The 26,790-nt window shown below is 73.2% G+C and carries 27 protein-coding genes; 15 read left to right on the top strand and 12 right to left on the bottom strand.

All coding sequences use genetic code 11. The features are described 5' to 3' along the window. Positions 1-28 precede the first annotated feature (28 nt). Positions 29-199, top strand: coding sequence for a hypothetical protein (locus AB0399_RS15265; RefSeq protein ID WP_329373301.1), 171 nt, complete (start codon positions 29-31; stop codon positions 197-199). Positions 200-417: 218 nt separating this feature from the next. Next, complete coding sequence (locus AB0399_RS15260; protein WP_329373299.1) at positions 418-810, top strand: PPOX class F420-dependent oxidoreductase; 393 nt, start codon at positions 418-420, stop codon at positions 808-810. Positions 811-953: 143 nt separating this feature from the next. On the opposite strand, the gene AB0399_RS15255 is transcribed toward AB0399_RS15260, so the two are convergent. The 5 genes from AB0399_RS15255 to AB0399_RS15235 all read right to left on the bottom strand — a co-directional run bounded on the left by AB0399_RS15255 (position 954) and on the right by AB0399_RS15235 (position 5,137). Continuing rightward, entirely contained in the window at positions 954-1,922 is a 969-nt protein-coding gene (locus AB0399_RS15255; protein WP_366411583.1) for an aminoglycoside phosphotransferase family protein, read from the bottom strand. Next, positions 1,912-2,481 (bottom strand): universal stress protein, encoded by a 570-nt coding sequence (locus tag AB0399_RS15250; RefSeq protein ID WP_366411582.1) that lies wholly within the window; start codon positions 2,479-2,481, stop codon positions 1,912-1,914. The genes AB0399_RS15255 and AB0399_RS15250 overlap by 11 nt, the downstream gene beginning before the upstream one ends. A gap of 182 nt (positions 2,482-2,663) precedes the next feature. Next, entirely contained in the window at positions 2,664-3,470 is an 807-nt protein-coding gene (locus tag AB0399_RS15245) for a helix-turn-helix transcriptional regulator (protein ID WP_366411581.1), read from the bottom strand. Beyond that, the gene (locus AB0399_RS15240) at positions 3,463-4,032 is read right to left on the bottom strand and encodes a carboxymuconolactone decarboxylase family protein (protein ID WP_329373291.1); all 570 of its coding nucleotides are present in this window, start codon (positions 4,030-4,032) and stop codon (positions 3,463-3,465) included. The genes AB0399_RS15245 and AB0399_RS15240 overlap by 8 nt, the downstream gene beginning before the upstream one ends. 289 nt (positions 4,033-4,321) lie before the next feature. Beyond that, positions 4,322-5,137 (bottom strand): class I SAM-dependent methyltransferase, encoded by an 816-nt coding sequence (locus tag AB0399_RS15235; RefSeq protein WP_366411580.1) that lies wholly within the window; start codon positions 5,135-5,137, stop codon positions 4,322-4,324. 489 nt (positions 5,138-5,626) lie between these two features. On the opposite strand from AB0399_RS15235, the gene AB0399_RS15230 reads away from it, so the two are divergent. The 3 genes from AB0399_RS15230 (at position 5,627) to AB0399_RS15220 (ending at position 11,500) form a co-directional block, all read left to right on the top strand. Further along, positions 5,627-9,031, top strand: a complete 3,405-nt coding sequence (locus tag AB0399_RS15230) for a lectin (RefSeq protein ID WP_366411579.1) — start codon at positions 5,627-5,629, stop codon at positions 9,029-9,031. 258 nt (positions 9,032-9,289) lie between these two features. Continuing rightward, complete coding sequence (locus AB0399_RS15225; RefSeq protein ID WP_366411578.1) at positions 9,290-10,402, top strand: PP2C family protein-serine/threonine phosphatase; 1,113 nt, start codon at positions 9,290-9,292, stop codon at positions 10,400-10,402. Positions 10,403-10,525: 123 nt separating this feature from the next. Next, positions 10,526-11,500: an aminoglycoside phosphotransferase family protein gene (locus tag AB0399_RS15220; RefSeq protein ID WP_366411577.1), complete on the top strand. Its 975-nt coding sequence runs from the start codon at positions 10,526-10,528 to the stop codon at positions 11,498-11,500. Between the two features lie 173 nt (positions 11,501-11,673). On the opposite strand, the gene AB0399_RS15215 is transcribed toward AB0399_RS15220, so the two are convergent. The 4 genes from AB0399_RS15215 to AB0399_RS15200 form a co-directional block, all read right to left on the bottom strand. Beyond that, positions 11,674-12,291, bottom strand: coding sequence for a hypothetical protein (locus AB0399_RS15215; protein WP_366411576.1), 618 nt, complete (start codon positions 12,289-12,291; stop codon positions 11,674-11,676). Positions 12,292-12,409: 118 nt separating this feature from the next. After that, on the bottom strand, positions 12,410-12,991 hold the full coding sequence (locus tag AB0399_RS15210; RefSeq protein ID WP_366411575.1) for a histidine phosphatase family protein: 582 nt from the start codon (positions 12,989-12,991) through the stop codon (positions 12,410-12,412). 47 nt (positions 12,992-13,038) lie between these two features. Further along, the gene (locus AB0399_RS15205) at positions 13,039-13,446 is read right to left on the bottom strand and encodes a Rid family hydrolase (RefSeq protein ID WP_366411574.1); all 408 of its coding nucleotides are present in this window, start codon (positions 13,444-13,446) and stop codon (positions 13,039-13,041) included. 97 nt (positions 13,447-13,543) lie between these two features. Beyond that, positions 13,544-14,437 carry a helix-turn-helix transcriptional regulator gene (locus AB0399_RS15200; protein ID WP_366411573.1) on the bottom strand — a complete coding sequence of 298 codons (894 nt, stop codon included), beginning with the start codon at positions 14,435-14,437 and terminating at the stop codon, positions 13,544-13,546. Between the two features lie 245 nt (positions 14,438-14,682). Here AB0399_RS15200 and AB0399_RS15195 point away from each other — a divergent pair, with 245 nt between their 5' ends. From AB0399_RS15195 to AB0399_RS15175, 5 genes are all read left to right on the top strand, one after another. Then, positions 14,683-15,000, top strand: coding sequence for a carboxymuconolactone decarboxylase family protein (locus AB0399_RS15195; RefSeq protein ID WP_366411572.1), 318 nt, complete (start codon positions 14,683-14,685; stop codon positions 14,998-15,000). Positions 15,001-15,136: 136 nt separating this feature from the next. Beyond that, positions 15,137-15,538, top strand: a complete 402-nt coding sequence (locus tag AB0399_RS15190; protein WP_329373269.1) for a cupin domain-containing protein — start codon at positions 15,137-15,139, stop codon at positions 15,536-15,538. A gap of 103 nt (positions 15,539-15,641) precedes the next feature. Further along, on the top strand, positions 15,642-16,664 hold the full coding sequence (locus AB0399_RS15185; protein WP_366411571.1) for a zinc-dependent alcohol dehydrogenase family protein: 1,023 nt from the start codon (positions 15,642-15,644) through the stop codon (positions 16,662-16,664). An 88-nt stretch (positions 16,665-16,752) separates the two neighbouring features. Then, the gene (locus tag AB0399_RS15180; RefSeq protein ID WP_366411570.1) at positions 16,753-17,130 is read left to right on the top strand and encodes a DUF2255 family protein; all 378 of its coding nucleotides are present in this window, start codon (positions 16,753-16,755) and stop codon (positions 17,128-17,130) included. Between the two features lie 126 nt (positions 17,131-17,256). Further along, positions 17,257-17,922: an SDR family NAD(P)-dependent oxidoreductase gene (locus AB0399_RS15175; RefSeq protein ID WP_366411569.1), complete on the top strand. Its 666-nt coding sequence runs from the start codon at positions 17,257-17,259 to the stop codon at positions 17,920-17,922. Between the two features lie 45 nt (positions 17,923-17,967). Here the strand turns inward: AB0399_RS15175 and AB0399_RS15170 are convergent, their stop codons facing one another. Beyond that, on the bottom strand, positions 17,968-18,114 hold the full coding sequence (locus AB0399_RS15170; RefSeq protein WP_366411568.1) for a hypothetical protein: 147 nt from the start codon (positions 18,112-18,114) through the stop codon (positions 17,968-17,970). A gap of 121 nt (positions 18,115-18,235) precedes the next feature. Here AB0399_RS15170 and AB0399_RS15165 point away from each other — a divergent pair, with 121 nt between their 5' ends. Next, on the top strand, positions 18,236-19,132 hold the full coding sequence (locus AB0399_RS15165; protein WP_329373260.1) for a DUF3626 domain-containing protein: 897 nt from the start codon (positions 18,236-18,238) through the stop codon (positions 19,130-19,132). A gap of 189 nt (positions 19,133-19,321) precedes the next feature. Here AB0399_RS15165 and AB0399_RS15160 read toward each other — a convergent pair whose 3' ends face one another. Beyond that, complete coding sequence (locus tag AB0399_RS15160) at positions 19,322-19,930, bottom strand: YdeI/OmpD-associated family protein (RefSeq protein WP_329373257.1); 609 nt, start codon at positions 19,928-19,930, stop codon at positions 19,322-19,324. A 310-nt stretch (positions 19,931-20,240) separates the two neighbouring features. Between AB0399_RS15160 and AB0399_RS15155 the strand changes: the two genes are divergently transcribed. The 4 genes from AB0399_RS15155 to AB0399_RS15140 all read left to right on the top strand — a co-directional run bounded on the left by AB0399_RS15155 (position 20,241) and on the right by AB0399_RS15140 (position 25,964). Beyond that, the gene (locus tag AB0399_RS15155) at positions 20,241-20,924 is read left to right on the top strand and encodes a DUF6000 family protein (RefSeq protein WP_366411567.1); all 684 of its coding nucleotides are present in this window, start codon (positions 20,241-20,243) and stop codon (positions 20,922-20,924) included. 166 nt (positions 20,925-21,090) lie between these two features. Continuing rightward, positions 21,091-22,194, top strand: coding sequence for an NAD(P)/FAD-dependent oxidoreductase (locus AB0399_RS15150; protein WP_366411566.1), 1,104 nt, complete (start codon positions 21,091-21,093; stop codon positions 22,192-22,194). A gap of 357 nt (positions 22,195-22,551) precedes the next feature. Beyond that, positions 22,552-25,176 carry a hypothetical protein gene (locus AB0399_RS15145; RefSeq protein ID WP_366411565.1) on the top strand — a complete coding sequence of 875 codons (2,625 nt, stop codon included), beginning with the start codon at positions 22,552-22,554 and terminating at the stop codon, positions 25,174-25,176. 218 nt (positions 25,177-25,394) lie between these two features. Continuing rightward, positions 25,395-25,964, top strand: coding sequence for a histidine phosphatase family protein (locus AB0399_RS15140; protein ID WP_366411564.1), 570 nt, complete (start codon positions 25,395-25,397; stop codon positions 25,962-25,964). A 187-nt stretch (positions 25,965-26,151) separates the two neighbouring features. Here AB0399_RS15140 and AB0399_RS15135 read toward each other — a convergent pair whose 3' ends face one another. Continuing rightward, the gene (locus AB0399_RS15135) at positions 26,152-26,748 is read right to left on the bottom strand and encodes a TetR/AcrR family transcriptional regulator (protein ID WP_366411563.1); all 597 of its coding nucleotides are present in this window, start codon (positions 26,746-26,748) and stop codon (positions 26,152-26,154) included. Positions 26,749-26,790: the final 42 nt, after the last annotated feature.

The raw sequence follows: 26,790 nt of genomic DNA, 5'->3' as shown, positions 1-26,790 counted from the left end.
TACGCACTCCCATCGGGAAGTGAGCGACATGGACAAATCCAGCGACAAGGATCAGCGAGCACGGCAGGCCGCCGAGGCCGAGCGGCGCTCGAAGGAGAGCGGCGCCCACGAGGCGGACGAGACCAAGGACCGTGGTGACGAGCACCTCGTCGAGGACGAGGACCGCTCCATGCAGTCCCTCAAGCGCGACGACCGGTAGCTCACCGCGACCGACCATCGCTCACGGTGAAACGTCCGGTCCTGACGGCGCCCGCCCGGCAGCACGGGCGGGCGCCGACGCGTTGCGCGCCCCGGGGATACGGCACCCACGCCGATCGGAGCCGGCCGGTGCCGGCCGATGTCACAACGGGACCGCCGCCCCTGTCGTACCTGCGCAAGGCCCGCACCCCCGCGGGCGAGAAGCAGCGGAGGCATCCGATGACGCACACCCGTACCCCGTTCGAACCCTTCGTCCGGCAGAAGACGATCCTGCTGACCACGTACAAGAAGGACGGCACGCCCGTCGGCACGCCGGTGAACATCGTGGTCGACGGGGAGCGGGCCTTCTTCCGGACCTACGACGCCGCGTGGAAGGTCAAGCGGCTGCGGAACAACCCGCGGGTCGAGATCGCGCCGTCCACCGTTCGGGGCAAGCCCACCGGCCCGGCGGTCGAGGCGCGGGCCACCCTGATCACCGGGGAGGAGGCCGACCGCGCCGCGAAGTCCCTCGCGCACAAGTACCCCTTCCTGCACGGGGTCCTGGTGCCCTTCGTGCACCGCAGGAAGCACTACGCGACGCTGCACTACGCCCTGACGGCGCCGGGCGAGTAGGTCGGCTGGGTCCGCGCCCGCCGGTCCGACGGGTGTCGGCCCGCCCGTCGGGCGGCGCGCTCCTGCGGCCGTTCACGATCAAGGCGGAAGCGGGCAGGCCCGGCCGAGCCCTCGTCCTCGGCCGCGGCCCGGACCGCGTCGGCTCAGCGCAGCGTGTCCATCAGGATCGCGACATACGCGTCCAGCCGTTCCTCCACCACTCGCGTCGTCAGCTCCGTCCGCCCCGCCTCCCGCCACGGCCGCGAGAACTGCCGCACCTCTTCCGACGCCGCCAACCCGTCCCGGACCAGCCAGTACAACCGCTCGCTCGCAGCAGCGGCCAGCACACCGCCCGCCTCCTCGTACGCCGCGGCGAACCGCAGCCCCCACGCCGGACCGTGCAGCAGCGCGAGATTGGTGCAGCAGTGCGCGACATCGAGGTCCGCCGGACCCCAGCAGGCCCCGGCCCAGTCGACGACACCGGCGATCCGGACGCCTGCCGGACTTGACGCCGGCGCGTCGAAGAGCACGTTGCCGGGCTGGAAGTCCCGGTGCAGGAACCGCCCTTCCCAGCGCGGAACCGGCCCGCGGATCACGTCGATCGCCGCAGCCCACACCGCCGCGTCACCTCCCTCCGGAACCACGACGGTGTCGGCGGTCGTCAACGCCACATACCCCCGTACCCGCTCGACCGGGCGTACCGCATGGATCGCCACGAGGTGACGGGCGAGCAGAGAAACGCGCCGCTCCACTCCCTCGTCCTCAAGGACCGTCCGGCCCGGCAGGCACGTCATGAGGAGCGACGGAAACTCGCAGTGCGCGGCAGTCGCGTCGACCGCGATCAGCCCGGGCGCCGGCACACCGGTCCCCACGAGCAGGGTCAATGCGACGGACTCCCGGTCCAGCCAGTCCTCCGCGTCCTCCACGTCCACGAAGGTCCGCAGCACCAGGTCACGGGTACGCCCGTCCCGCGCGCCGACGGTCAACTTCCGCATCTCGGCCGTGATACCGCCGTGCAACACCTCACTCCCGACGATCCGCTCGCCGGCCTCCAAGTGCCGGCTGACCCAGGCCAGCGTCAACGGTCGCACCGGTTGTTCCGCGGAACAGGCGCGCTCTCGCTCAACTCCCATGCCGTCTCCTGGAGCCGTCCGACCTGCCGTACCCCCCGGCGGACAGCAACCGGGTCAGTTCCCGATCCGCGGACGTGGAGTGCTGCTCAAGCCCCACTGCCAGACGCAGCCGCCGCAACGTGGTGTGTTCCCGGTCGGCCACCGGTACCGCGACCACGGGGACCCGGCACTTGCGCAGCAGCCTGCGGACCATGCGGCGCGCCAGCACCCCCCGCCACGACGGCGGGTGAGCGACCATGACGAGGTCGGCCCGCACCTCCCGGGCGATGCGGGCCAGGCCGGCGGCAGGATCGCCGTGCAGCTGGCGCAGCCGTAACTCCGACAGGGGTCCGGCCAGTTCCCGCACCTGCGCGGCGACCCGTGCGTGGGCCGCCTCGTGGGCGCCCGGTTCCTGATACGGAATGAATCCGGGCGTGCCCACCAGCACGAACTCCCGTCTGAAGTGCACCGGCAGCACCATCCCCTCGTAGCGGCAGGCCATCGCCGCCGCCATCTGCAGCACCGGCCGGCAGCGCGGGTCGTCCGACACCATCACCACGATCAGCGGTTGCTCCTGCACGGCCCGCTCCCTTCGTTTCGGCTTGCGCCTGCTGCGTGGTCGTCGAAGACGGCGACCGTGCGCCCAACGCTCACAAGCACGTTGCCCGCACGGTCGCCGAGGTACGCCGGTCACCGACCCCAGTCCTTCTCGTCGAAGGTCTTCACGTCCAGACATCGAGGGCTGCTCCAGCGCCGCCGGGGTCAGGGCTGCGCCGCCTCAGCGAGTTGACGCGCGTGGGACCGGGTCTCGTCGTTCATCGGGAAGAAGCACTCGATGCGCAACTCCTGCAGCGTCACGTCCTGCGGTGTCCCGAGCGTCGTCACGGTGGAGAAGAAGTCGAACCGCCGGGCGCCGCGCACGTACCGGATCGGCACGATCGGCAGCACCGGCGTGGCCGCGTCGAGCGACCGCAGCGAGGCCGGCACCCCGGGGTAGTCCAGCACCTCGTCGAGAATCCGCTGGGCACGCTCGTCGGTGACACCCCCGATCGCCTCCCGGCGGGCGCGCCGGACCAGCGCCTCGGCAACCTCCGGCCAGTTCGTCACGTGCCGGCGGACGCCGTCCGGGTGGAACATCCGGCGCAGCACGTTCGCCGGTCCGGGACCTGTCTTCGCCTGCCCGTCCTGGAGGAAAGCGAAGAAGCGGCGAGCGGCGGCGTTCGTGTGCCGGATGTCCCAGCTCCGGTCCATCACCAGAGCCGGAAAGGGCTCCTGCTGCGTCAGGATGGTGTCGAGCGCGTCCCGGACGGCGGCGAGCGACGGCGCGTCCAGTTCGGACTCCGGGTACTCGGGCGCGAACCCGGCCTTGAGCAGCAGGGTGTTGCGTTCGCGCAGGGGTACGTCGAGCACCTCGGCGAGCTTCAGGACCATGGCCCGGCTGGGGTTCGCACGGCCGGTCTCGAGGAAACACAGGTGGCGGACCGACACCGCGGCCTCGGCGGCCAGCGCCAGCTGGCTCAACCGCCGGGCGCTCCTCCAGTGTTTCAGCAGGTGACCGACGTCAGACACCACTCGAGTATCCCGCAGTCCACGCGTGCGGCCGCACCGCCACCTCCAGCGGTGGCCGGGCCACGTTCGCGGTGTAGTTCGTCATCGCGGAGATCGCCACCCCGGTGATCACTTCGAACAGCTGCTCCTCGGTGAAGCCGGCCGCCGTGAACGCCGCCACGTCCGCCTCGTCGAGCCGGCCCCGCTTGTCGATGAACGCGCGGGTGAGCGCCGACAGCGCCGCCATCCGCGGGTCGGCGGGCAGATCGCCGCGGCGCAGGGCCTCGACCACGGCCGGTTCGACCCCGTCCGCGAGCGCCTCCAGCGTGTGGAACGCGACTGCCCATTCGCTGCCGTTGGCAACCGCGTTGGACAGCAGCAGGACCTGCCGTTCGTCCGGGCCGAACGTTCCGTCACCCCGGAAGTGCCCGAATGCGGAGAAGAAGGTGTTCAGCAACGCCGGCGAGTTCGCCATGAGCCCGGCCGCGGCCGGAACGAACCCGAATGCCCCCTGCAAGGCCGTCAGCGGCTCCTTCACGGCTTCGGACGCGGTGTCGGCGGTATGGATCTGGTAGCTGGTCATGACTCGGAGTCTGCGGCAGCCACGACGTCGAACCAATTCCCTCGGAGGTAAACGCGCGCGAGACCGCCGGCACGTGGTCACCGCAGCGGATCGACGAGGCCGGCAGCTGATCCCGCGTTCCGCTCCGCGTCGAACGGGGGCTCACCCAGCACCTCGACGACCTTTCGCCGCATCTCACGCCCTTCGTTCACGTCGTCCGGGTCCAGGACGCCCTCGTGCCGGCGAGCGCGCCTGCTACGCCGGCCGTGGACGCGACAGGATGCGGACCTGTCAGAGGGCGGCTCGTGGTTCACAGGGCGCGGGCGAGGAAGACGTCGGTGACCTGGAGTACGTCGATTCCGCCGCCGTGGGCGTCGAGCACGCGTCCGGCCTCGGCGAGTGCCTGCCGGCGATGGTCCTCGGGCAGGATGCGATAGGCGGACAGCGAGGCGAGGTGGCCGAGGTAGCGGTCGGTGTCGTACCGCAGGTCCTGCCGGAACCGGACCGATCGCAGGTCGGTGAAGCGGCCGTCCCGGCGGCATTCGGTATCCGGCCAGTCCTGGTCCCAGTTCCCGGGCTCGTCGCCGGAGAGGTCGGCGGCCAGGAAGCGGTGTGGTGAACCGGTGATGCCGTGACGGTCGCCGATACCGGCGAGTTCGGCGCGCAGTCCGGCGTCGTGTATCCCGTGAGGGTTTCTGATCAGCGCCACGGAACCGCCGGGGGCGAGCGCGGCGTGGACCAGGTCCCAGCGCCGGTCACGGTCCAGGAAGTTCCAGGCGGAGGCGGCGAACAGCAACCCGTAGTGCCGCCCGCCCGGTTGCCACCGCTCGAAGTCGCCGACCTCGACCCGGACGTTCGGATGGCCGGCGGTGTTGCGGCGCAGGACCTCGGCCATGCGGGCGTCGGGCTCGACGCACACCAGCGGAATCCCCAGCGCGGCGAACGGCACGGTGGCCTTCCCGGTACCCGCGCCGACCTCCACCGCCGGACGGTCCCCGAGAGCCGCGTACGCCAGGACCTCCGTGACCATCGCGGGCGAGTAGCCGGGGCGGGCGGCATCGTAGAGCTCGGCCACCTCGCCGAAGACCTTGCTGCGCGCGGCGTTGACGTGTCCCTCTGAGCCCATGAGCGTCCCTCGGCTTCGTGATCGGCAGGCGGGCACCCTACCGACCGGAACGCTTCACCATCCACCGCTTTGGGAGCCGCCCCTTCCTCGATGACCACAGGGACGGAGCAGCAGGCGGTCGCCTGCCCCGCGACGCGCACGGCTCCCGTCCCACCGCGTCGGTTCGCCGGGCCCGACGCCGGTCGGCTCGGCCCCACCGCAGGTCCCGCTCCCGCGCCGACGCGACACGCGAGGTGACCTCCGCCGAAGCCGTCGGCGGACCGTCCGGCGGGCGGTCGCGACACGCCTGGGGAGGTGCGCGGGGTGGGAGCGACGGGAGTGAAGACTCCTCCTGGGTCATTGACAGGCCCTCAGGGTCCGCGCTCTACTCATGCCTCGTGCAGATTGGCAACGTTGTCAGTCCGTGAGCCGTACGACGCCGCTGTCGATCGAGGACGCCACCCGTCCCTGGCACACCCATGTGTGACGCACGAATCGCGGAGGCAACCGATGGTCAGACAACGGCGCCCCGACCGGGCCCGTTTCAGCAGCAGATTCCGTCAACGCCTCGCCGTGGTGTCCCTGTTGGGCATCGCAGCGCTCCCGATCCAGTCCCTCACCGGCGCCGACGCGGCGTCGGGGCCGCAACTCGTCGCGGACCCGGCCGCGTTGATCAATCCGCTGATCGGCACCTCGGGCGCCGTCAACACCTTCCCCGGGCCCGACATGCCGTTCGGCATGATGCAGTGGGGGCCGGACACCACCCCTGACCGGACGCAGGGCGGCGGCTACGAGTACAAGGACAGCAAGATCTCGGGCTACAGCCTGACGCACATCTCCGGACCCGGCTGCGACGTCGCCGGCGACGTGCCGATCCTGCCGGTCACCGGCGCGCTGTCGGGGAACCTCTCGAACCTGTCCTCGCAGTTCAGCCACGACGACGAGCAGACCGGCGTGGGCTACTACGGCGTCACCGACTCCGCCGGGGTCAAGACCGAGCTGACCGACACCACGCGCGCGGGCCTGGGCCGGTTCACCTTCCCGGCCGGCACGCAGTCGAACCTGCTGCTCAAGCTGAGCAGCGGCGCCTCGCAGGTGGACGGCACCCGGGTGCAGGTGGTCAGCGACCGCGAGGTGAGCGGGTCGGTGGACAGCGGGCACTTCTGCGGCGCGGCCAACCGCTACACCCTGCACTTCGACATCAAGTTCGACCAGCCCTTCACCGCGAGCGGCACCTGGGTCGGCAGCACCATCAACCCCGACGCCACCAAGCTCAGCGAGGGCCGGCCGCAGCAGAAGCTCGCCACGCACTCCAACACCCCGCTGCACGAGCAGCACTTCACGGTGCCGGGCAGCGCATCGCCGAAGATCCACCCCAGCGGCGGCGCCTCGCCCTCCGCGAGCCCGGACAACTCCACCGCGAGCCCGCAGAGTTCGTCCGCGGCCACGTCCGCGACGGCGGGCCCGCCGGTGACCGGCGCCAACGGCATGTACCTCACGTTCGACACGGCGAAGAAGGCCGCCGTGACGGCGGCCGTCGGCATCTCGTACACCAGCGACGGCAACGCGAAGTCCAACCTGTCGACCGAGGTCAAGGGCTGGAACTTCGACGCCATGCGGAAGGCCAACCACACCGCGTGGAACGACGTGCTGGACAAGGTGCGGATCGGCGGTGGCAGCCACGACCAGCAGGTGCAGTTCTACACCGCGCTCTACCACGCGCTGCTGCACCCGAACGTGTTCTCGGACGACAACGGCCAGTACATGGGCATGGACGACCAGGTCCACAAACTGACCAAGGGTCAGAAGGCCCAGTACGCCAACTACTCGGGCTGGGACACCTACCGCTCCCAGACGCAGCTGATCTCGATGGTCGCGCCGAAGCAGACCGGTGACATCGTCACCTCGATGCTCAACGGCTACGACCAGACCGGCCTGCTGCCCAAGTGGGCGTCGAACAACGGCGAGAGCTACGTCATGGTCGGCGACCCGGCCACCTCGATCATCTCCGACGCCTACGCGTTCGGGGTGCGCAACTTCGACACCGCGCACGCCCTGTCGGCGATGGAGCACGAGGCGACCGCGCCGAACCAGGACCGCCCGGGCGAGGCGGTGCGCGACGCGAAGGGCTACCTGCCGCTGGACGGCACGTACTCCTGCTGCAACTTCTACGGCCCGGTCTCGACCCAACTGGAGTACGACAGCGCGGACTACGCGCTGGCGTCCTTCGCGAAGTCGCTGGGCAAGACCGCGGACTACAAGAAGTTCGCGACCCGCGCGCAGGACTGGATGAACGTCTTCAACCCGCAGACCGGCTACATGCAGGCGAAGAACTCCGACGGGCAGTTCGCCGGCGGCTTCACGCCGGGCACCTCGAACGGCTTCGTGGAGGGCACTTCGGCGCAGTACACCCCGATGGTGCCGTTCGACCTCCAGCAGTTGATCACCGCGCGCGGTGGTACGGCGGCCTACGGGTCGTACCTGGACAGCCTGTTGAGCGACATCGCCGATCCGTCGGGCACCAACGCCGACCTGAGCAACGAGCCGAGCCTGGAGATCCCCTGGGAGTACAACTACCTGGGACAGCCGTGGAAGACCCAGGCGGCGGTGCGCGAGGCGCAGCAGGACCTGTACTTCAACGCGCCGGTCGGGTCGTTCGGCAACGACGACCTGGGCGCGATGAGTTCGTGGTACGTGTGGTCGTCGCTGGGGATGTACCCGGAGACGCCGGGCACCGACACGCTGGTGCTGGGCAGTCCGGTCTTCCCGGTCGCGAAGGTCACCCTCGGCAACGGCAAGCAGGTCGCGATCAACGCCCCGCAGGCCGCGACGAACGCGCCGTACGTCCAGTCGCTGGACGTCAAGGGCAAGGCGTGGAACGACTCCTGGCTGACCTTCGGACAGTTCGAGAAGGCGGGCACGCTCGACTACAGCCTCAACACGGTGCCGAACACGTCGTGGGCTTCGTCGGCCGACGCGGTTCCGCCGTCCGACGCCACCGGCGGCGGGCGGGTGCTGGCGGCGACCGGCCCGAGCAGCGACGGGTTGATCATCGCGCCCGGGGGCTCCGGGGAGGCCACCTTGCGACTGACCAACCTCGGCAGCAAGGCGGTCACCGCCGACTGGGCGGCCACCGCGCCGTCGGGAGTGACGCTCGGCACCTCCTCGGGCTCGCTGACGGTGCCGCCGTCGGGCAGCGCGGAGGCGAAGGTGCAGGTGACCGCGGGTGACACCGAAGGCGCGTACGCGGTGGCCTTCGCGGTGACCGACCACAGCGGCGGCGCGGCGCTGGCGAGCGCGACCCTGGGGGTGGCGGTCGCCAAGCCCGGCGAGCTGTGGCCGTACGAGACGAACGAGGGCGTCTACCCGGACGCCACGCACTTCTCCGGCGGGTTCGACGACGGCGGCTGGGCGTACTCGCAGAACGCGCTGGCCGCCGCCGGGGCGACCAGTGGCGCGAAGGTCAGCGCCGACGGCCTCGACTACACCTGGCCCGCGATCGCCTCGGGACATCCGGACAACCTGGAGGTGGCGGGCCAGACGCTGCCGCAGCCGGCGGGCACGTCGGGCGCGTACCTCGGTCTGCTGGGGTCGGCGACCAACGCCCCGACCGACGGCAGCGGCGTCCCCGGCGCGCTGACCGTCACCTACACCGACGGCACGACCGCCAAGGCGACGGTGACGTTCTCCGACTGGACGCTCAACGGCGCCGGCAGCAAGCCGGTGCCGGGCAACACCACCGCGATCACCACCGACTACCGCAACACCGGCAGCGGCGGCAAGGACAACGTCAAGGCGTACGTCTTCTCGGTGAAGGTGCCTCTGGACGCGACGAAGACGGTGGCGTCGGTGACGCTCCCCGTGACCGGCGCGTCGGGAACCGTCCACCTCTTCGCGATCAGCTTCGGCGGATGAGCGAATGACAAGGTGATCGGCCACCCCGCCGCCTGAAGCGGCGGTGAACGACCCGGGCGCGTCCCCCACTTCGGCGGGGGCCGCGCCCGGCCCCGTCCGCCCCCGGGCGCGGGGCGCGGGGCGAGGCGGGTGGAGTGTGGGGCGCCGGGCTTGCGGGGCTGTCACCAGGGGCTACGGTGGATGGGCAGGTGCCCGCGCCGGGCACTGGGGGCGGCCGCGGCGGCGCCCGGCAACCAGGCGCCACAAGGAGCACGGGCGATGGGAGTGCGGGCCGGATGGTGGAGGGCACCCGGAGTGCCCGGGACGCTCGCCGCGCTGGCGCTGGTGTCGGGCTCGCTGCTCGACGTGTTCGGGCCGGAACCGTATGTGGGGCTGCCGCTGCTGGCCGCGGCTCCGCTGGTCGCCTCGGCCACGCTGTCGTTCCGCACGAGTGTGGTGTTCGCGGTGCTCGCGGCCGCCGCGTCGATCGGGCTGGACTTCGACCAGGACCGGGCGTGGCTGTCGAGCCTGGTCGACCTGGCGGTGGTCGGCGTGGTGGGAGTGCTGGCGCTGGTGGTCAACGTGCTGATGGGCCGGCAGGTGAGCGACCTCGCCCGGGCCACGGCCGTCGCGGAGGCGGCGCAGCGCGCGGTGCTCCCGCAGCCTCCGGCCCGGGCCGGACCGCTGGCGGTCGCGTCGACGTACACCGCGGCGCAGGCGGAGGCGCGGATCGGCGGGGACCTGTTCGCCGTGCAGGACACGCCGTTCGGCGTGCGGATGATGATCGGGGACGTGCGCGGCAAGGGGATGCAGGCGGTCGGGGCGGTGTCCGTGGCGATCGGCGCGTTCCGGCAGGAGGCGGAGCACGCGCCGGACCTGCCGGATCTGGCCCGCCGGATGGACGAGGCGCTGGCGCGCAACGCCGCCCGGGAGAGCTTCAACCACCCGACCGAGGAGTTCACGACGGCGCTGCTCGCCGAGGTGACCCCCGACGGCCGGACGCTCTCCGTGGTCAACCGCGGCCACCCGCCGCCGTACCTGGTCAGCGACGGGTCGTTCGAGCCGCTGCTGCCCGCCGCGCCCGCGTTTCCGCTGGGCATGGGGCTGTCGCCGGTATCCGACGACGGCACCGCCCACCCCGCCGACTCCTGGCCGCTGCCACCCGGCGGGACGGTGCTGTTCGTGACCGACGGCGTCACCGAGGCACGCAACCGCAAGGGCGTCTTCTACGATCCGTGCCGTTCGGCGCTGGTCGGCCACCACTTCGACGAGCCGCGGGACCTGGTCGACGCGCTCACCGAGGACGTCGACCGGTGGACGGGGCACACCCGCCAGGACGACATGGCGGTCCTCGCCGTGACCCGGGTCGCGGAGACCCCCTCCCGGTCCTGACGGTCCCGGCGCCACGGTCTCGGCGCTGACGGTCCCGCTCCCGTCGGTCACGGTCCAGGGTGGCAGCGGCGGCCGGCGGAAAAGCCGTTGCGGAGGCACGTGTGCCACGTCCACGATCCCTGGATGATCGAGAACGTACGGGGCGGCTCCCCCGGCGAAGGCGGCGACCGGCCCGAGGGCGAGCGAACCGGCGACGACGCGCCCGGCGACGACGGCCGGGCCGGGATCGACGCGGCGCTGGTGCGGCGGCTGATCGCCGAGCAGTTCCCGCGGTGGTCCGGGTTGCCGGTGACCCCGGTGGCCGTCGACGGGTGGGACAACCGGACGTACCGCCTCGGCGACAGGATGACGGTGCGGCTGCCGACCGCCGAGGGCTACGTCCCCGCGGTGGACAAGGAGAACCGGTGGCTGCCGGTCCTCGGGCCGCAGTTGCCGGTTCCGGTACCACCCCTGCTCGCGAGGGGCGAGCCGGGCTGCGGCTACCCGTACCCGTGGTCGGTGCGCGGCTGGCTGGAGGGCCGGACCGCGCGGCCCGAACGGATCGGCGACCTGACCGGGTTCGCCGTGGAAGTGGGCGGGTTCCTCCGTGCCCTGCAGCAGATCGACGCCACCGGGGGCCCGGCGGCCGGCGCGCACAGCTTCCACCGCGGCGCGCCGCCTGCGTACTACGACGACGAGACGCGCCGGGCGCTGTCCGCGCTGCGCGGCCGGGTCGACACCGAGCGGGCCGGGCAGCTGTGGGACGAGGCGCTGAGCAGCCGGTGGCAGGGGCCGCCGGTGTGGTTCCACGGCGACGTCGCCCACGGCAACCTGCTGGTCAGGGACGGCCGGCTGGCCGCGGTGATCGACTTCGGCACCTGCGGGGTCGGCGATCCGGCGTGTGATCTCGTCGTCGCGTGGACGATGTTCCGCGGCCGCAGCAGGGCGGCGTTCCGCGCGGCGGTCGGCCAGGACCGCGACACCTGGGCCAGGGCCCGCGGCTGGCTGGTCTGGAAGTCCCTGATCAGCATCGCGGAGCACCACGACAGCAACCCCGCGCTGGCCGCCGAGCACCGCCGCTCGCTCGACGAGGTGCTCGCCGACCGGGAGGAGCGGTAGGCGGGGAGCCGTAGGCCGCGTGACGGCCCGGGTGCGCCATGCCCGGGTACGCCGCGCACGGGTGCGCCATGCCCGGGTGTGCTGCGCCCCGCCGCGCCCGGGTCCGCCATACCCAGGTGCCGGCTGCCCGGTGTCTCGGGCCCCGCCGTCCGGCGCCCGACCCGCACCCGGTGTCAGGATCGCCCGGCCGAGGCGTCGATCTGGGCGCGGTACCCCGCGCGCAGCGCGGCCACGGAGGAGGGCGGCGTGATGACGGTGGCCGCGCCGAGCGACGGCACGCGGCGCCGGCGCCCGTAGCCGTCGGGGCTCCACTCCACCAGCGCGTCGCCGTGCAGCAGCACCGGGGTGCCGTCGTCGAGGAGGGCGAACACGCCGTCGGGCAGGCCGGACCACGGCAGTGCGTGCAGGCGGCGGTGGGTGCCGCGGTGCAGCCGCTCGGCGTGCAACCGGCTGTTGATCGCGCGCGCGGACGGCACGGGCACGGACAGCGCGCGGCTCCAGGCGTCGCGGTACGCCGTGTAGTCCGCGCGGCGGCACTCCGCGCAGGGGCGGTGCCCGGCGGCGAGCGCGACCGCTTCGTCGTGGAAGTACAGGTACGTGTAGTGGTGCGGCCGCCACTGCGGGTTCCACCGCCCCCGGAAGTCCAGGGCGCAGGTCAGCCAGGCGTCGCTCGCGTGGAAGCGGACCACCCGGTGGCCGTCGTGCAGGATTCCCCGGTTCCCCGTCCAGGCTCCGCGCAGCGGGAAGGCCGCGATGTCGCCCAGCGGTGTGACCCGGTTCCGCTCCGCCATCGCGTACGCTCCCGCCTCCGGTCCGCCGACCCCGATGCCGTCCCCGCTCCTGCCTCCGCTCCCCAGGCAACCACACGGCACCGACAACGCCGCCCGGCCTCGATCGGGGCGCGCCGCCTCACGGCCACGCGGGGCAGTGCCAGGCGCGGCGCTCGCGGTCGTACGTGACGAGAAAGGGTTCCGCGTGCGGCAGCGGGGCGCCCCAGACCGCGCCGCCGAGGCCGCACAGGTGGCTCAGGGCCACCGTCAGGGAGGCGACGTGCCCGACGACGGCGACGGTGCCGCCCGGGTGCGCGCGGGCGATGTCGTGGAACGCGCCGGTCGTACGCGCGAGCACGTCGTGCCCGCTCTCGCCGTCCGCGACCCGCGACTCCAGGTCCCGCTCGACCACCCACGCGTGCAGCACCTGGGCGGTGAGCTGGTGGACGGCGGGATCTCGCGAACCCTCCAGGGCGCCGATGCCGACCTCGGTCAGGGCCGGCAGCGCCCGCGGGTCGGCGCTCACGCCCGCGCCCTGGGCGGCGATCTCGCCGCTCTGGCGGGCCCGCAGCGCGGTGCTCGTGTAGATCGCCACCGGACGTTGGGCGGCCAACACGCGGCCCGCCGCGGCGGCTTGACCGCGACCTCGGGCCGTCAGCGGCACGCTCGGCACGGCTCCGGCGGTGCCGCTGGTGACGTTCTCCGACTCGGCGTGGCGCATGCACCAGATCCGCACCTCGGGCTTCGTCCCGTGAACGTACCCGCGGGTCACGGCAGCGCCGCTGTCAGATCGACCTCGACCAACTGCCCGGTGAAGCCGAGCCGGTTGACGCCGAGCAGGGTGCTCGCGGTGGTGAACGCCGGGCCGATCGCCGAAGCGGTGAGTCGCCGCCAGGCCGCGCCCAGGACCTCGGTGACGTCGGTGCACACGTAGATGACGGAGCGTACGACGTCGTCGGGTTCCGCGCCCACGGCGGCCAGGGCGGCCAGCGCGTTCGCGGCGACCTGGTCGATCTGGGCGTCGAGCGATCCCGGACCGACCAGCACACCGTCGCGGTCGAGCGGGCACTGCCCGGCGAGGTGGGCGGTGCGGCCGGCCTCGACCACGGTGATGTGGTGGTAGCCGGGCGTCGGGTGGAGCCGGTCGGGGTTGACGCGGGTGATCCTCGGGCTCATGGCCCCGAGCCTGGCGAACGCGGACACGAGGCGCACCAGGTTTTCCGAAGGACCCGAGCCGGCGCCGGCTGTTCGGCGGCTTACGGCTGCGGGCGCGTCAGGGCGCGGTCTGCTCGGTTCGGGCGACCGGTTCGGTGGCGGCCCAGGCGGCCAGGAGGGTCAGGCCGTCGGCGGAGGGGGTGCCGGGGGCGGCGCTGTAGCTGGTGAGGGTCAGGCCGGGGTCGGCGGGCAGTTCCATGGCCTCGAAGTCGAGGGTGAGGTCGCCGACGACGGGGTGGTGGAAGCGCTTGGTGCCGGTGTGGTGCAGGCGCACGTTGTGCTTGGCCCACGCGGTGCGGAACTCCTCGCTGCGGGTGACGAGTTCACCGATCAGGTCGGTGAGGTGCCGGTCGTACGGATCGCGGCCCGCCTCGGTGCGCAGCAGGGCGACGGTGGTGTGGACGGAGGTGTCCCAGTCGGGGAAGAAGTCGGGCCCGTCGGGGTGGAGGAACTGGAAGCGGGCGGTGTTGACCGGCCGCTCCGGTGCGTCGAACAGCGGCGCGTACAGGGCGCGGCCGAGGGTGTTGGCGGCGAGGATGTCCAGCCGGCCGTTGCGGATGAAGGCCGGGGTCCCGGTCATGGAGTGCAGGACCCGCAGCATGGTGGGGCGGACCTGGCGGCGGGCCGGATGGGTGCCGCGGCGCGGGCCGGTACCGGCGGCGCGGGCGAGGTCGTGCAGGTGGGAGCGCTCGGCTTCGTCGAGTTGCAGGGCCCGGGCGATCGCGTCCAGGACGCTGTCGGAGACACCGGCGAGGTTGCCGCGCTCCAGCCGGACGTAGTAGTCGACGCTGACCCCGGCGAGCAGGGCGACCTCCTCGCGGCGCAGTCCCGGCACCCGCCGGTTGCCTCCGTACGCGGGCAGCCCGGCCTGCTGGGGGGTGATCCTCGCGCGGCGCGTGGCCAGGAACTCCTTGACGTCGCTCCGGCCCGCCCCGCTGGTCCTGCTGTCCATGCCCTCCAGGCTACGGCCGGCCCGCGGCGGCTGAGGGGTTCTGTCATTACCTGGAACAGCAGGTCCTTCCTCACCGGCATGACCTGCGGTTTCCTCGATGGTGAAGCGGTCCGGCGACCCGGCGGGCACCGCACGGACGCCCTACGGCGGCACCACGCAGGACCCGTCCGGGGAACCTGTCCCGGCGGCGCTCCGACGCCGGGACGACCTTTCGACCGATCGACCTTTCGACGTGAGGAGACGCGATGGCAGGACAGACCGCACCCCGGCACTTGGCTTCGGTGGCGCCGAAACTGGTGGAGCTGACCGACGAGGTGCTCTTCGGCGACGTGTGGGAGCGGCCCGGCCTGTCCGCGCGCGACCGCAGCCTGGTCACGGTGAGCGTGCTGGCCGCGCTGTACCGCACCGAGCAGCTTGGCTTCCACCTGAAGCTGGCGATGGACAACGGGCTCACCCGCGAGGAACTGGGCGAGGCGCTGACCCATCTGGCGTTCTACGCCGGCCGGCCGGCCGCGATGACCGCGGCGAACCGGTTGCACTCCCTCGTCGAGGACACCGCGTGAACGGGCGCGCGCCGGTGCGGGGCCCGTCCCCGTACCGCGGACAGCGCCCGTGGCCGTACCCGCACGTGAACACCCGCACCCCATCCGCACCGCACGTGAACACCCGCACCCGAGCGACCGCAGGGAGAACCGTCGTATGGAACTGCTCGCCACACCCCCCACCGCCAAGCTTCCCGGGAAGTGGTTCACCGGCGACGCGTGGGCCGATGTGATCCACCGCGGCGAGGAACCCTCCCGGGTGCGCGCGAACACGGTGCGGTTCGCGCCCGGCGCGCGGACCGCGTGGCACTCCCACGGCCTGGGCCAGACCCTCTACATCGTCGAGGGCATCGCGCTGATCCAGTCCCGGGGCGGCGAGATCCTCCGGGCGCGTCCCGGGGACGTGGTCTGGACCCCGCCGGGCGAGGAGCACTGGCACGGCGCCGCCCCGGACCGGTTCATGGTGCACCTCGCGCTGTGGGAGACCGACGACGTCGACTGGCTGGAGCACGTCAGCGACGCCGAGTACGCCGGGCCCGGCGCGGGTACCCGCGCCTGAGGGGGCGACCGGCCCCCGCGGCGCCCTCGCCGCGCCCCTCCGCAACCCCTCCGCAACCCCGAGACGCAACCCCGAAACGATCAAGAAGGCAAGGTAGATCATCATGCGTGGAGCCGTCCTCCACTCCCCCGGTGACGTGCGCCTGGAACAGCGCGACGACCCGACGATCGTCGAGTCGACCGACGCGGTCATCCGCACCGTCGCCACCTGCGTGTGCGGGTCGGACCTGTGGGACTACCGCGGCGTCAACCCCGTCACCGGGCCGACCCCGATGGGCCACGAGTACGTCGGCGTCGTCGAGCAGGTCGGCGCCGACGTCGAGCTGGTCAAGCCGGGCCAGTTCGTGGTCGGGTCGTTCTTCGCCTCGGACAACACCTGCCCGAACTGCCTCAACGGCTACCAGAGCAACTGCCTGCACCGGGTGCCCGTCGGCGCCATCGGCTCCCAGGCCGAGTACGTGCGCATACCACTGGCCGACGGCACCCTCGTCGCCACCCCCGAGCTGCCCGACGACGCGTTCGTGCCGAGCCTGCTGGCCTGCTCCGACGTCATGGGCACCGGCTGGTACGCGGCCGTGGCCGCGCAGGTCAGGCCCGGGCAGACGGTCGTGGTCGTCGGTGACGGCGCGGTCGGCCTGTGCGCGGTGATCGCCGCGAAGGAGCTCGGCGCGGAGCGGATCATCGCCATGAGCCGGCACGAGGCCCGGCAGAAGCTCGCCACAGGGTTCGGCGCCACCGACATCGTCGTCGAACGCGGCGACGAGGGCGTGGCCCGGATCAAGGAGATGACCGGTGGCATCGGCGCCGACGCCGTCCTGGAGTGCGTCGGCACCCAGCAGTCGATGCAGCAGGCCCTGCGCTCCACCCGGCCCGGCGGCAACGTCGGCTTCGTCGGCGTCCCGCACGGCGTCGCCGTCGACGGCACCGAGTTCTTCTTCTCCCACGTCGCCATGCGCGGCGGCCCCGCACCGGTCCGGGCGTTCCTGCCCGACCTGATCGAGCGGGTGCTGTCCGGCCGGATCGACCCCGGCAAGGTCTTCGACCTCACCCTGCCGCTGGACCAGGTCGCCGAGGGCTACCGCGCGATGGACGAACGGCGCGCCGTCAAGACGCTGCTGCTCCCCTGACCGCACCCGACCCCGTACGGCCCCCGCACCCGTATCCGTATCCGTATCCGCACCCGAATCACACGCCGACCGAGAAGGAGCCGACGCCATGACGAACTGGCCGCACAACGAACTCCAACGGATCGGGGAGGCCGACGAGTTGGCGATCGCGCCCGCACGCGCGGACGGCACCCGGCGGGCACCCACGACGATCTGGGTGGTCCGCGACGGCGACGAGCTGTACGTGCGGGCCTACCGCGGCCGGCAGGGCAGCTGGTGGCGCGCCGCCCGGGCCGGCCTCCGGGGCCGGATCAGCGCCGGCGGGGTGGAGCGCGACGTCGCCTTCGCGGAGGTCGACGACCCGACGCTCAACGACCGGGTGGACGCCGCCTACCGCGGCAAGTACGGCTCCTCCGGGCCGTACGTCGCCGCGATGGTGTCGGAGCAGGCGCGGGCCACCACGCTCGCGGTCCGCCCGAGCCCCTGACGTCCTGAGTTCCCGGCCGCGGGGTTGCCGGCCGCAGGGTTCCCGCCGCCGGTCGCTCCCACCGTTACCGCCGGCAGGTCCGTACCGTACGAACCGCACCCGCACCCCACACCGCCTGGAGAAGCCGTGACCACCATCGCCATCATCGGAGCCGGCCCCGGTCTCGGAGCCGCCGTCGCACGCCGGTTCGGCCGCGAGGGCTTCGACGTCGCCGTCATCTCGCGCGCCCAGGAGCACGCGGACGCCCTCGCCGCGCAGCTCGGCGGGGAGGGGGTGACCGCGCGGGGCTTCGCCGCCGACGTGCGCGACCCGAAGGCCCTGACCGCCGCGCTCGACGCCGCCGCGGCCGCCCTCGGCACCATCGAGGTGCTCCAGTACAGCCCGGTCCCACACCGGGACTTCATGAAGCCCATCCTGGAGACGACGGCCGCCGACCTGGTCGGGCCGGTCGAGTTCTCGGTCTACGGTCCCGCGACGGCGGTCGGGCAGGTGCTGCCGGGCATGCGCGAACTCGGCCGCGGCACCCTGCTGTTCGTCAACGGCGGCAGCGCCGTCCAGCCGCTCCCCGAGCGCGCCGGCACCTCCATCGCCTTCGCCGCCGAGAGCGTCTACGCCCAGCTCCTGCACGACACCCTCGCGGACGCCGGCATCCACGCCGCCCAGCTGATCATCCCCGGCGCGATCACCCCGGGTGACCCGCACAGCGACCCCGAGATCCTGGCCGACACCCTGTGGTCCCTGCACCACACCCGCGAGGGCTTCCGGCACTTCGCGTCGCCCCTGACCACATGACCACGTGGCCGTCCGGCCGTCCTGACCCGGACTTCGCCCGCCCGGTCAGGGGCGGGTGCCGGTGAGGTGGGCGTAGGCCACGACGTTGTCCTCGTACTCCTGGCGCTTCTTGTCGAACCCGCCGCCGCAGGTGATCAGGCGCAGCTCGGGGCGCGCGGAGTTGCCGTAGATCTCGACCGTGGGCGGCTCCATTCGGGTGACACCCCGTCGGGGTTCGCGAAAGGGCGGCCCCGGGCGGTTCGTGCGGCCGGGCAGCCCACCGTGCACACCACAATTCCCTTGCGTACGGCGGCCGGCCCGGCAGACTACGGGGATGACGATCAGCGACCCGCCGCCCACTCCCGCGCAGCGGGCGCTGCGGCACGTCGAGGAGCGCTCGACCGGCGCCCCGGTCGACCCGCGGCTGCGGGTGACGCTCAACTTCCACCCGGACCGGGCGCACGACGGCCTGCCGATCCTGGCCCGGCTGGCCGCCGACGGCGTGTACCGCTCCCAGTTCGTGACCGGCACCAGCAACGGCGGCCTGACCGCGCGTCCGGGCGGCGACCGCTGGCGCTGGGAGAGCCGGATCTTCGGCGGGGCGTACGACGACGCGCCGCCCGAGCAGCGGCCGGTGTACGGGGCACTCGACTTCCGCCGCCGCTCCACCGGCGGGGCGCCGCGGTTCGGTTCGGCGCACTTCCGGCTGACCGCGGGCGCCGTCGCCCGGACCACGTTCTGCTACCCGGACAGCTTCTGCGAGCCCTCCGACTTCGGCGTCGCGGGCCGCATGGCGCTGGTCGCGCTCGCCGAGGCGGACGACAAGGACGCGCTCGACGACTACGTCGAGGCCCAGGTGCACGGTCCCGTCCTGCTGGAGCGGGACGTCGAAGCCCTCGTCCTCGACGCCTGCCACCGGAACACCGCGGTCGAGGAGCAGGCCCGGGCGCTGCCCTGCCCGCTGGAGTGGCACGCCGGATTCCGGCTCTCCGTCGCGGAGTTGCGGCGCCATCCCGACTACCGGGGGCCGCGGTTCGTGGAGCTGGGCACCCGGATCGCCGTCGACGGGCAACTCGACCCCGCGATCATCGCGGCGGCAGTCGCCACCGGCACGCACGACCCGCAGGACCTGAAGAAGGTGTGGCACTACCTGGCCCGCTTCGGTGCCCCCGCGACCCGGGATTCCGCCCCGCTCCCCCGCGACACCTCCCCCGCGAGCGCCCACCCCTGAGCTTGAACGCGTGATGCCCGGCGGGCCTTTGCGGACGTCAGACGCGAGCCGGGACCTGCTGCGCCGAGTGACCCAGGGCAGCGGCGAGGACGGTCAATGCCTCGTCACTCGACCAGGCACGTTCGGGGTTCCACAGGGCGATCTCGGCGCCGGGGTGTCCGCAGCCGATCCGCTCCGGACTAATCCGGACTACGGGTGCAGCTTCTCGCCCTTCGCCAGCATCGCCACGTACTTTTCGATCCGGCGCGCCCGGGTCTCGGCCTTCTTGGCGTCGTGAATCCGGTAGAGGATCGCGTAGCGGTTCTGCCGGTCCAGTGTCTCGAAGAACTCCGCCGCGGCCGGGTCGGCGGCCAGGGCTGCCGCGAGGTCGTCCGGCACCGTGGCGGTCCTCGCGCCGTCGTAGGCCGCTTCCCAGCGGCCGTCTGCCTTGGCGCGGTCGACCTCGGCCTGTCCCGGTGGACGCATCCGGTCCTGCTCGATCAGGGCGGCCACCTTGTCCCGGTTGGCCTTGGACCACTTGCTGCGCGGCTTGCGCGGAGTGAACCGCTGGAGCCACCACTGGTCGTCGAACTTCGCCTTCTGGCCGTCGATCCAGCCGTGGCAGAGGGCCACGTCGAGCGCCTGGGTGTAGTCCAGCGCGGCGGTTCCGGTCCCCTTCTTGCGGAGCTTGAGCCAGATGCCGGGCGAGACCGCGTGGTTCTCGCCGAGCCATGCCTGGAACGCCTCGGCGGATTCGAATGCGACGATCTCCAAGTCCTGAGTCACCCCAGCAGCGAACCACACCCGGCCGACGGCCATGAGGTATTCGGCACGGCCCCGGACGCGGGATACCGGCTCCACGGTCGTCCAGGCCGCACGGTCATCCAGGCCGCACCGGATCTGCGTCGTGTCCTGGCCGGCCTGATGGCATCCTTCCGCACGCGGGCCCGCCGCATCCTGCTCGATGCTCGGGTGGCCGCCCCAGCGAGAGACCGCGCGGCATCCCGCGATGGTCTGCCATGGGGTGTTGTTCGATGGTGTGGGGCACCGTGGTGGTCGGCAACCGGTAGGGGGCGTTGTGGCCAAGGGCAATGCGGGGTACAGGTCGCGTCTGCGTGCGGCGGCGTGGATGGTCCGAGTGGACCTCGGCGGTCTGCGGGACTACGCGGCGACTTTCCCGCGCGGGAGGTTCGGCAGCCCTGAGGACCGCTACCGGCATCGATTGATCCGGCGCTACGTCGGCCACGGCGGTCGTTGCCTGCACCTGCGCGGCGGGGTGCTGTTCTGGCCGCGACCCCGGCAGCGGCTCTTCCAGTACCGGCTGCGCTGGTCCGCGCGCAGGGCCGGCACCCAAGATCTGACGACGCTTCTGGACACGGGAGGCTGGCGCGAGCGGTCGGCCGCCTCGTGGCTCATCGCGGTCGGACGGCGTGCCGACCTCCGCGACCGAATCGCCCGGGACCTGCACAGCGGTACCGCGTGCGGGTACGGCTGGGACTACTGCACGGCGTTGGCCCGACTGGGCACAGAGCAGGATGCCGAACTGCTGCGTCGCTATCTGGACCAGGCGCTTCTCGTTCCACGCCCCGTGGACGAGGACCATCACCGGCACTGCCGGCGGCGGGCCATGGGGGCGCTCCTGTTCCTCGACGGCGTGCTCGGCACCAGCCGTGCACAGCCGCTTCTCGCTCCAGGCGGGTTGTGGGAGCAGTGGTCCGGTGAGGAGGGCACGGACTCCTTGGCGGAGGAGCGGGAGTCGGTCGCACAGTTGGTGGCCTTCGCGGCAGGCAGGAGACCGCAGATCAGGACGTAGGCGCGGTGGTTTCCCGGCACCGGAAGGACGTGGTGAACGGCGCCCGGAACCACCGACCAGGACGAGCGCCGACGCCAGGCCGTCATCGCGGGCGGGCCGGTACCCCGTTTTGCCGGAACGGCACACGCCTTTGCTCATGTGACCGCGGTGCGCGCAGGGTGGGGGCATGAGCGAGCGAGAGATGGCGCGTGTGGACGGGACGACCTGGGACGTCGTGGTGATCGGGGGTGGGACGGCCGGGCTGTCGGCCGCGTTGAACCTGGCCAGGGTGCGCCGGTCGGTGCTGGTGATCGACGCGGGCGAGCCGCGCAACGCCCCGGCGGAAGAGGTGGGGGTGCACGGTCTGCTCGGGCGTGAGGGGATCTCCCCGCTGGAACTGCTGCGCCTCGGCCGCGAGGAGGTCGCCTCCTACGGTGGCCGGGTCGTCGCGGGGCGCGTCAGCCGGATCGAGCGGCGCGACGACGTTTTCGGCGTGATCACGCAGGACGCGCGGGAGGTGCGGGAGGTGCGCGCGCGGCGGTTGCTGGTGGCCACGGGTCTGGTCGACGAACTCCCGGACGTGCCGGGGCTGTCGAAGCGGTGGGGGCGTGACGTCCATCACTGCGTGTACTGCCACGGCTGGGAGGTCCGCGACACCAAGATCGGCGTGCTGGGCAGCTTCCACCAGGCCCTGATGTTCCGTCAGATGTCGGACGACGTCACGCTCTTCCCGAACGGCGGCCCCGAACTCACCGACCAGCAGTGGGAGCAACTGGCTGGCCTGGGCGTCGCGGTGGTGGACGGCCCGGTGACCGGTCTGCGGATCGACGACCGGGACCGCCTCGCCGGAGTCCTGCTCGGGTCCGGCACGGTCGTGCCCGTCCACCACCTGGTGGTCGCCCCCTACTTCGCCGCGCGCGCCGGCTTCCTCGACGGCCTGGACCTGCCGCTACGGGACCATCCCCGGGGCGTGGGCAAGCAACTCGCCGTGGACGCGGGCGGGTTCACCGGAGTCGCGGGCATCTGGGCGGCGGGCAACGTCAGCGACCTGCTCGCGGGTGTCCCGGCGGCCGCCGCCGCGGGAGTCGGCGCCGCGGCCGCGATCAACACGGACCTCCTCACGGCCGACGCGGAACGCGCCGCGGCCCTCCGCACGCCGCCGCAACACACCCCGCACGGCGCCGCGTCCGACCCGTTCGACGCGTTCGCCCCGGCCATGGAGGCGGAGGTCTCCCGCCGCATCCTGGGCACCCGCGTCCACGGCCTGGACTCCCCCACGGCGGAGCTCTGAGGACGCGCGCACGCGCGTGACCGGGTGCCGTCGCGCCAGACGTCCACCCGGTCACGCCGCCCGGGTGCCGCTCGGCGAGGGCCCGCGCACGGCGGCACACCTCCCCGTCGGGCGGTCGGCGGGGAGGCGGTCGCAACTACCCTGTCCGTAGGGGATCTCGGACGGCTGCGGCGGGTGTGACACCGGTGTCGAGGGGAAGTCATACACCTGCGTTATTGTGCGGAATCACGCGATGGTCGCGTTCATGGGTACATATCGGCGAGCAGGATGCGGTGACGGTTGGTGAGACGGTGGATCGGCACGCGTCCGCGCCGTGGGGCGGACGGCGGACGGCGGGACGCGGAGGGTGCCGAGGCGGTGGGCGGGGCGGCGGGCGCGGGGCCCGGCTCCGTGGACGCGGTGGACCCGGACGCCATCCACGTCGAGGAGATCGACGGCGTCCACGTGGTGCGTACGGTGGGCGAGCCCGCGCCTGACCCGATGTCGATCGCCGAACTCGGCTATGCCATGGCCGCGCAGGACGGCACCACGGTCACCGTCGTGGTCGGCACCGAGAGCGAACGGGCGTGGTCGGGCCTGGAGGAAGTGCTCGACGGGCAGCGGCCGGGCTCGTTCCGCGAGGTGCTGCTGGTGCTGTCGCACGCCGCCACCGCCCGCGCGGACCGGCCCGCGGTCGCACGCAGGATCGTCGAACGGTGGGGTGTGCGCGTGGTCGCGCCCGACGGGGCCGCGCTGCTGGTGCCGGGCGGCTCGCTGTTCGTGCCGCGGCGCCCGGAGGACCCTGAGGAGACCGGGGGCGGCGCCGGGGCCGGCCAGAACCGCGGCTGGTGGCGGTTCGCCCCCGAGGGCGAACCCGAGCCGCTGGGACGGCAGTTGCCCGCGCCGTCGTGGCAGGCGGACCTGGACCGGCTGTCGGGGACCGCGACCGGGGAGACCGCGATCCACCGGATTCCGGCGGGCGTGGCGCTGCGCCCGCTCGACGAACCCGCTCCGCTTCCCGGCGACCTGGCGTTCGCCGTCCCGGTCGGCCCGGACCGGCCGGTGGTGCTGGTGGGCGCGCCCGGCGACGAGGTCGAGCTGACCCCGCACGACGTGGTCGGCGCCCTGACGCTGCTGCCGCCGCCGATACGCTCGGCGATCCGGCTCGCCCCGGGCGGCAACAGCGACCTGCTCGCGGCCGGACAGCTGGCCGCGGACACGTTCCGCATCGAGGTGGAGGTGCTGACCGGCGCGCCGCTGATGACCGACGGCCTGTCGCCCGACGGCGACACGCACCAGGTGCGCACCGTACTGATCGGGCGGGACGGCACCCCGGCCTGGCGCCCCTTCGTGGAGTCGGTCGTGTGCCGCCCGCAGCTCGACGGCCCACCCGTACCGCCGCTGCTGCTGCGCTGGCAGCCCCCGCTCAGGGGCGTCGGTTCGGCGCGGACCGGGGTGCTGCGGCTCTCCGAGTCCTGGCAGGTCGCGGTGACCCGGTCCGGGCTGCGCGTGACCCGGGTGAGCGGCATGCCGATCGCACTCGCCGAGCGCCCGGTCGACGCGGACGCGCCCGCGATCGAACTGGGCACGCCGGGCCGCCCGTTGGGCTCCTCCGCGCTGCCCGCCCTCCGTACACTGCTGGCCGCGCTCAGCCCGGAGGTACGCGAACGCGCGGTGCTCCACCTCTACGGCGACTGCGGCACGGAGCAGGCGCGCGAGTTGAGCCGGGTGCTGTCCGAGCACGGCGTCAAGCGGCTGCGGACCAAGCCGCCCCAGCCCGCCGCCCGCCGCCCGGCTCCCCCGGCCCGGCCCCACCCGCTCCCGGCGGCACCGGCGGTCCCTGCGCCCGGTGGAACCCGCCAGCAGCCCGGGCCGCGGCTGCCCGCCCGCCCCGCGCTGCCCCGGCCGTCGGGCGCCGGTCAGGCAGGGCCGGCGCCGGTTCCAGTTCCGGCACCAGCACCGGTGAGCGCGCCGGTGCCCCCGCCTGCGGCCGCACCCGCACCCGCACCCGCACCCGTGCCGGCCCCTGCGCCCGCACCCGCATCCGACGCCCGAAGTGCCGTACGCAGCAAGGCCGTCGAGCCGCCCACGGCGCCCGGGCCCATACCGCCGCGGCCGCCGGCCGGCACGGCTCCCCCGGCACTCATACCGCCAGGACCCGTACCGCCGCAGGCCGCACCGCCTGCGCCCGTACCCCCCGCAGCCGTACCGCCCATGGTGCGACGGCCGGTGCTGACACCGTCGTTCGGGCTGGGCCACCGCAGTTCCGCCGCCCAGCGCGAGGCGTTCCGGGCGCTGGTGCCGGACGAGGTCTGGCGCGGGCAGGAGGAGGCCGTCGAGCGGATGCTGGGCCGGGCGGCCACCGAGGAGATGGGCGAGTGGGCGCCGCATCCCGTCGACGTGCTGGCCGTTCACCTGTACCTCACCACGGGGGACGGCCCGCTCGGCCACCTCGCGCTCGGCGCCGCCCTGCGCGCGGGCGACCCTCGCGTGCTGCCCTACGCCGCGTGCCTCGCGTCGGGCCTGGGTCGCATGGTGCCGTACCGGGGCCCCGCGTTCAGGAGCGGTGACGCGCTGGCGCCCGAGCGGACCGTACCCGGCCGGCTGCTGCGCGCGCCCGGCCCGGTCAGCGCGTTGACCGCGAACCTGCGCGGCCCCTCCGCGACCACCCGGTACGCCGTCTGGTCCGAGAACGGGCGACGGGTCCGCCTGGAGCGCGGTGGCGCCCAGCCCCGCACCGGCGGCGCCGCGGAGTCCGCGGACGAGGTCGTCTTCGCACCGGGCACGACCTTCCGCGTCCTGGACGTGCGCGAGGTACGCGGGTCCGGCGTGGTGCTGCTGCGGGACGTGACGAGCGGCGCGGGCTCGGGCGCGGCGGCCGAGCAGGACCGGGCCGCGCTGCTCGCCCTCACCGAGGCACTGGACGAGGGCGTGCCGTCCGGCAGCAGGGGCCGGGTCCGGCGCTGGCCGGCACGCTGCTCGGGCCCCGCGGGCTGGGAGTGACGCCGAACGGCCGCCGAGGAGAGCCCTGGTACCGATCCTCGGTCGGCCGCCGACCGGGCCCGTGGCCGGGGTGACCGCAGCGGCGGTGACGAGGCCGATCACCGCGGCGCCGGCACCCCGCTCGGCGACCTGGACGCCGTCGGCGCCTCCTTCACACCAGCCGACGCCACATCAGGCGATGTTCACCCTGTTTTCGCGGTGAGATACGGTCCTCGGCCATGGGCCAGTTGGTATTGATCAGGCACGGCGAGACCGCGTGGAGCCGGACCGGGCAGCATGCCGGCCGTACCGACCTGCCACTGACCGAGGCGGGCGAGGAATCGGCTCGTGCGCTCGCGCCCCGGCTGGCCGATCGGGAGTTCGCCGCCGTCCACACCAGCCCGCTGACCCGCGCGGTTCGGACCGCCGAACTGGCCGGACTGAGCAGCGCGAAGCCCGACACCGACCTGATCGAATGGGACTACGGTCGCTACGAGGGGCTGACCGCCGAGCAGATCCAGGAGTTCAGGCCCGGCTGGGAGCTGTGGCGCGACGGCGTCGACGGCGGAGAAGACCTCGGGCAGGTGACGGTGCGGGTCGATGCCTTCCTCGGCCGGGTCCGGCCGCTGCTGGACCAGGGCGACGTGGCCGTCGTCGCGCACGGCCACCTGTCCCGCATCCTCACCGCGCGCTGGCTCAGGCTTGACGCGTCGGCCGGGCGGCAGTTCGGGCACCCGCATCCGGGCACGATCAACACGCTGGGTCACGAGCACGGGCTGCCGGTCGTGCTCGGTTGGAACGTGCCGTGATACCGGCTGGCCCTCGCGGCGGCGAACTGCGGCGCCCTCGTGAGCATCGCCGCGTCAGCACCGGGTTCGACGTTTCTCACGCCTGAGCCCGGCCCGGCGCTCGGCCCGACCATCGGGCCGACCGCCCGCCCCTCCCCCGGCGAACCCGGCGTCGTGTCGCGCACGGCCGAACCCGCGGGTGAAGCAGTCAGCCGCGGCCCCGGGCGCGGCCTTCCCCCTCGGTCGCTTCGCCGAGGCGCCCACCCGTCAGGATCGCCCCCGCGACCACGTCGAAGAGACGATCGGCGCGGGGCGCGAGCGAGGGCTGGTCACCGAGCCAGGCGAGCATGGCGATCAGCGCGAACAGGTCGGCGCCGTCGATGTCGCTCCGCGCCGTGCCCGCGGCCTGAGCACGGGTGAGGAGCCGCGCACCGGCCGCGCGCAGGGTGACGCAGGAGGCGTGGAGCGCGGACTCGGTGTCCTCGATGGCGGCTGCCATCAGCTCGGTCACGCCCCGGTACTCGGTCGCCCATACGACGCAGTCGCTCAGCCACGTGACGAGGGCGTCCTCGGGCGCGCTCGATGTCTCGAACTCGCCCGCCTTCGCCGTCAGTTCGTCGAAACTCGTGCGGAGCAGGGCGTCGAGCAGCGCCTCGCGGGTCGGGAAGTGCCGCAGCAGCGTGGCGAGCCCCACGTCGGCCCTGCGGGCGATGTCGCGCAGCGAGGCGTCGACGCCCTGCTCGGAGATGACGGTGCCCGCGACGGCGAGCACGTGGTCACGGTTCTTCCTGGCGTCCGCCCGCATCGGTCCCCTTGACTATCCGGATCAGTGGTCCATATATTCGGA

It is taken from the genome of Streptomyces sp. NPDC088194 (assembly GCF_040702025.1).
Classification (GTDB): Bacteria; Actinomycetota; Actinomycetes; order Streptomycetales; family Streptomycetaceae; genus Actinacidiphila.
This window is presented reverse-complemented; position numbering and strand designations above follow the sequence as displayed.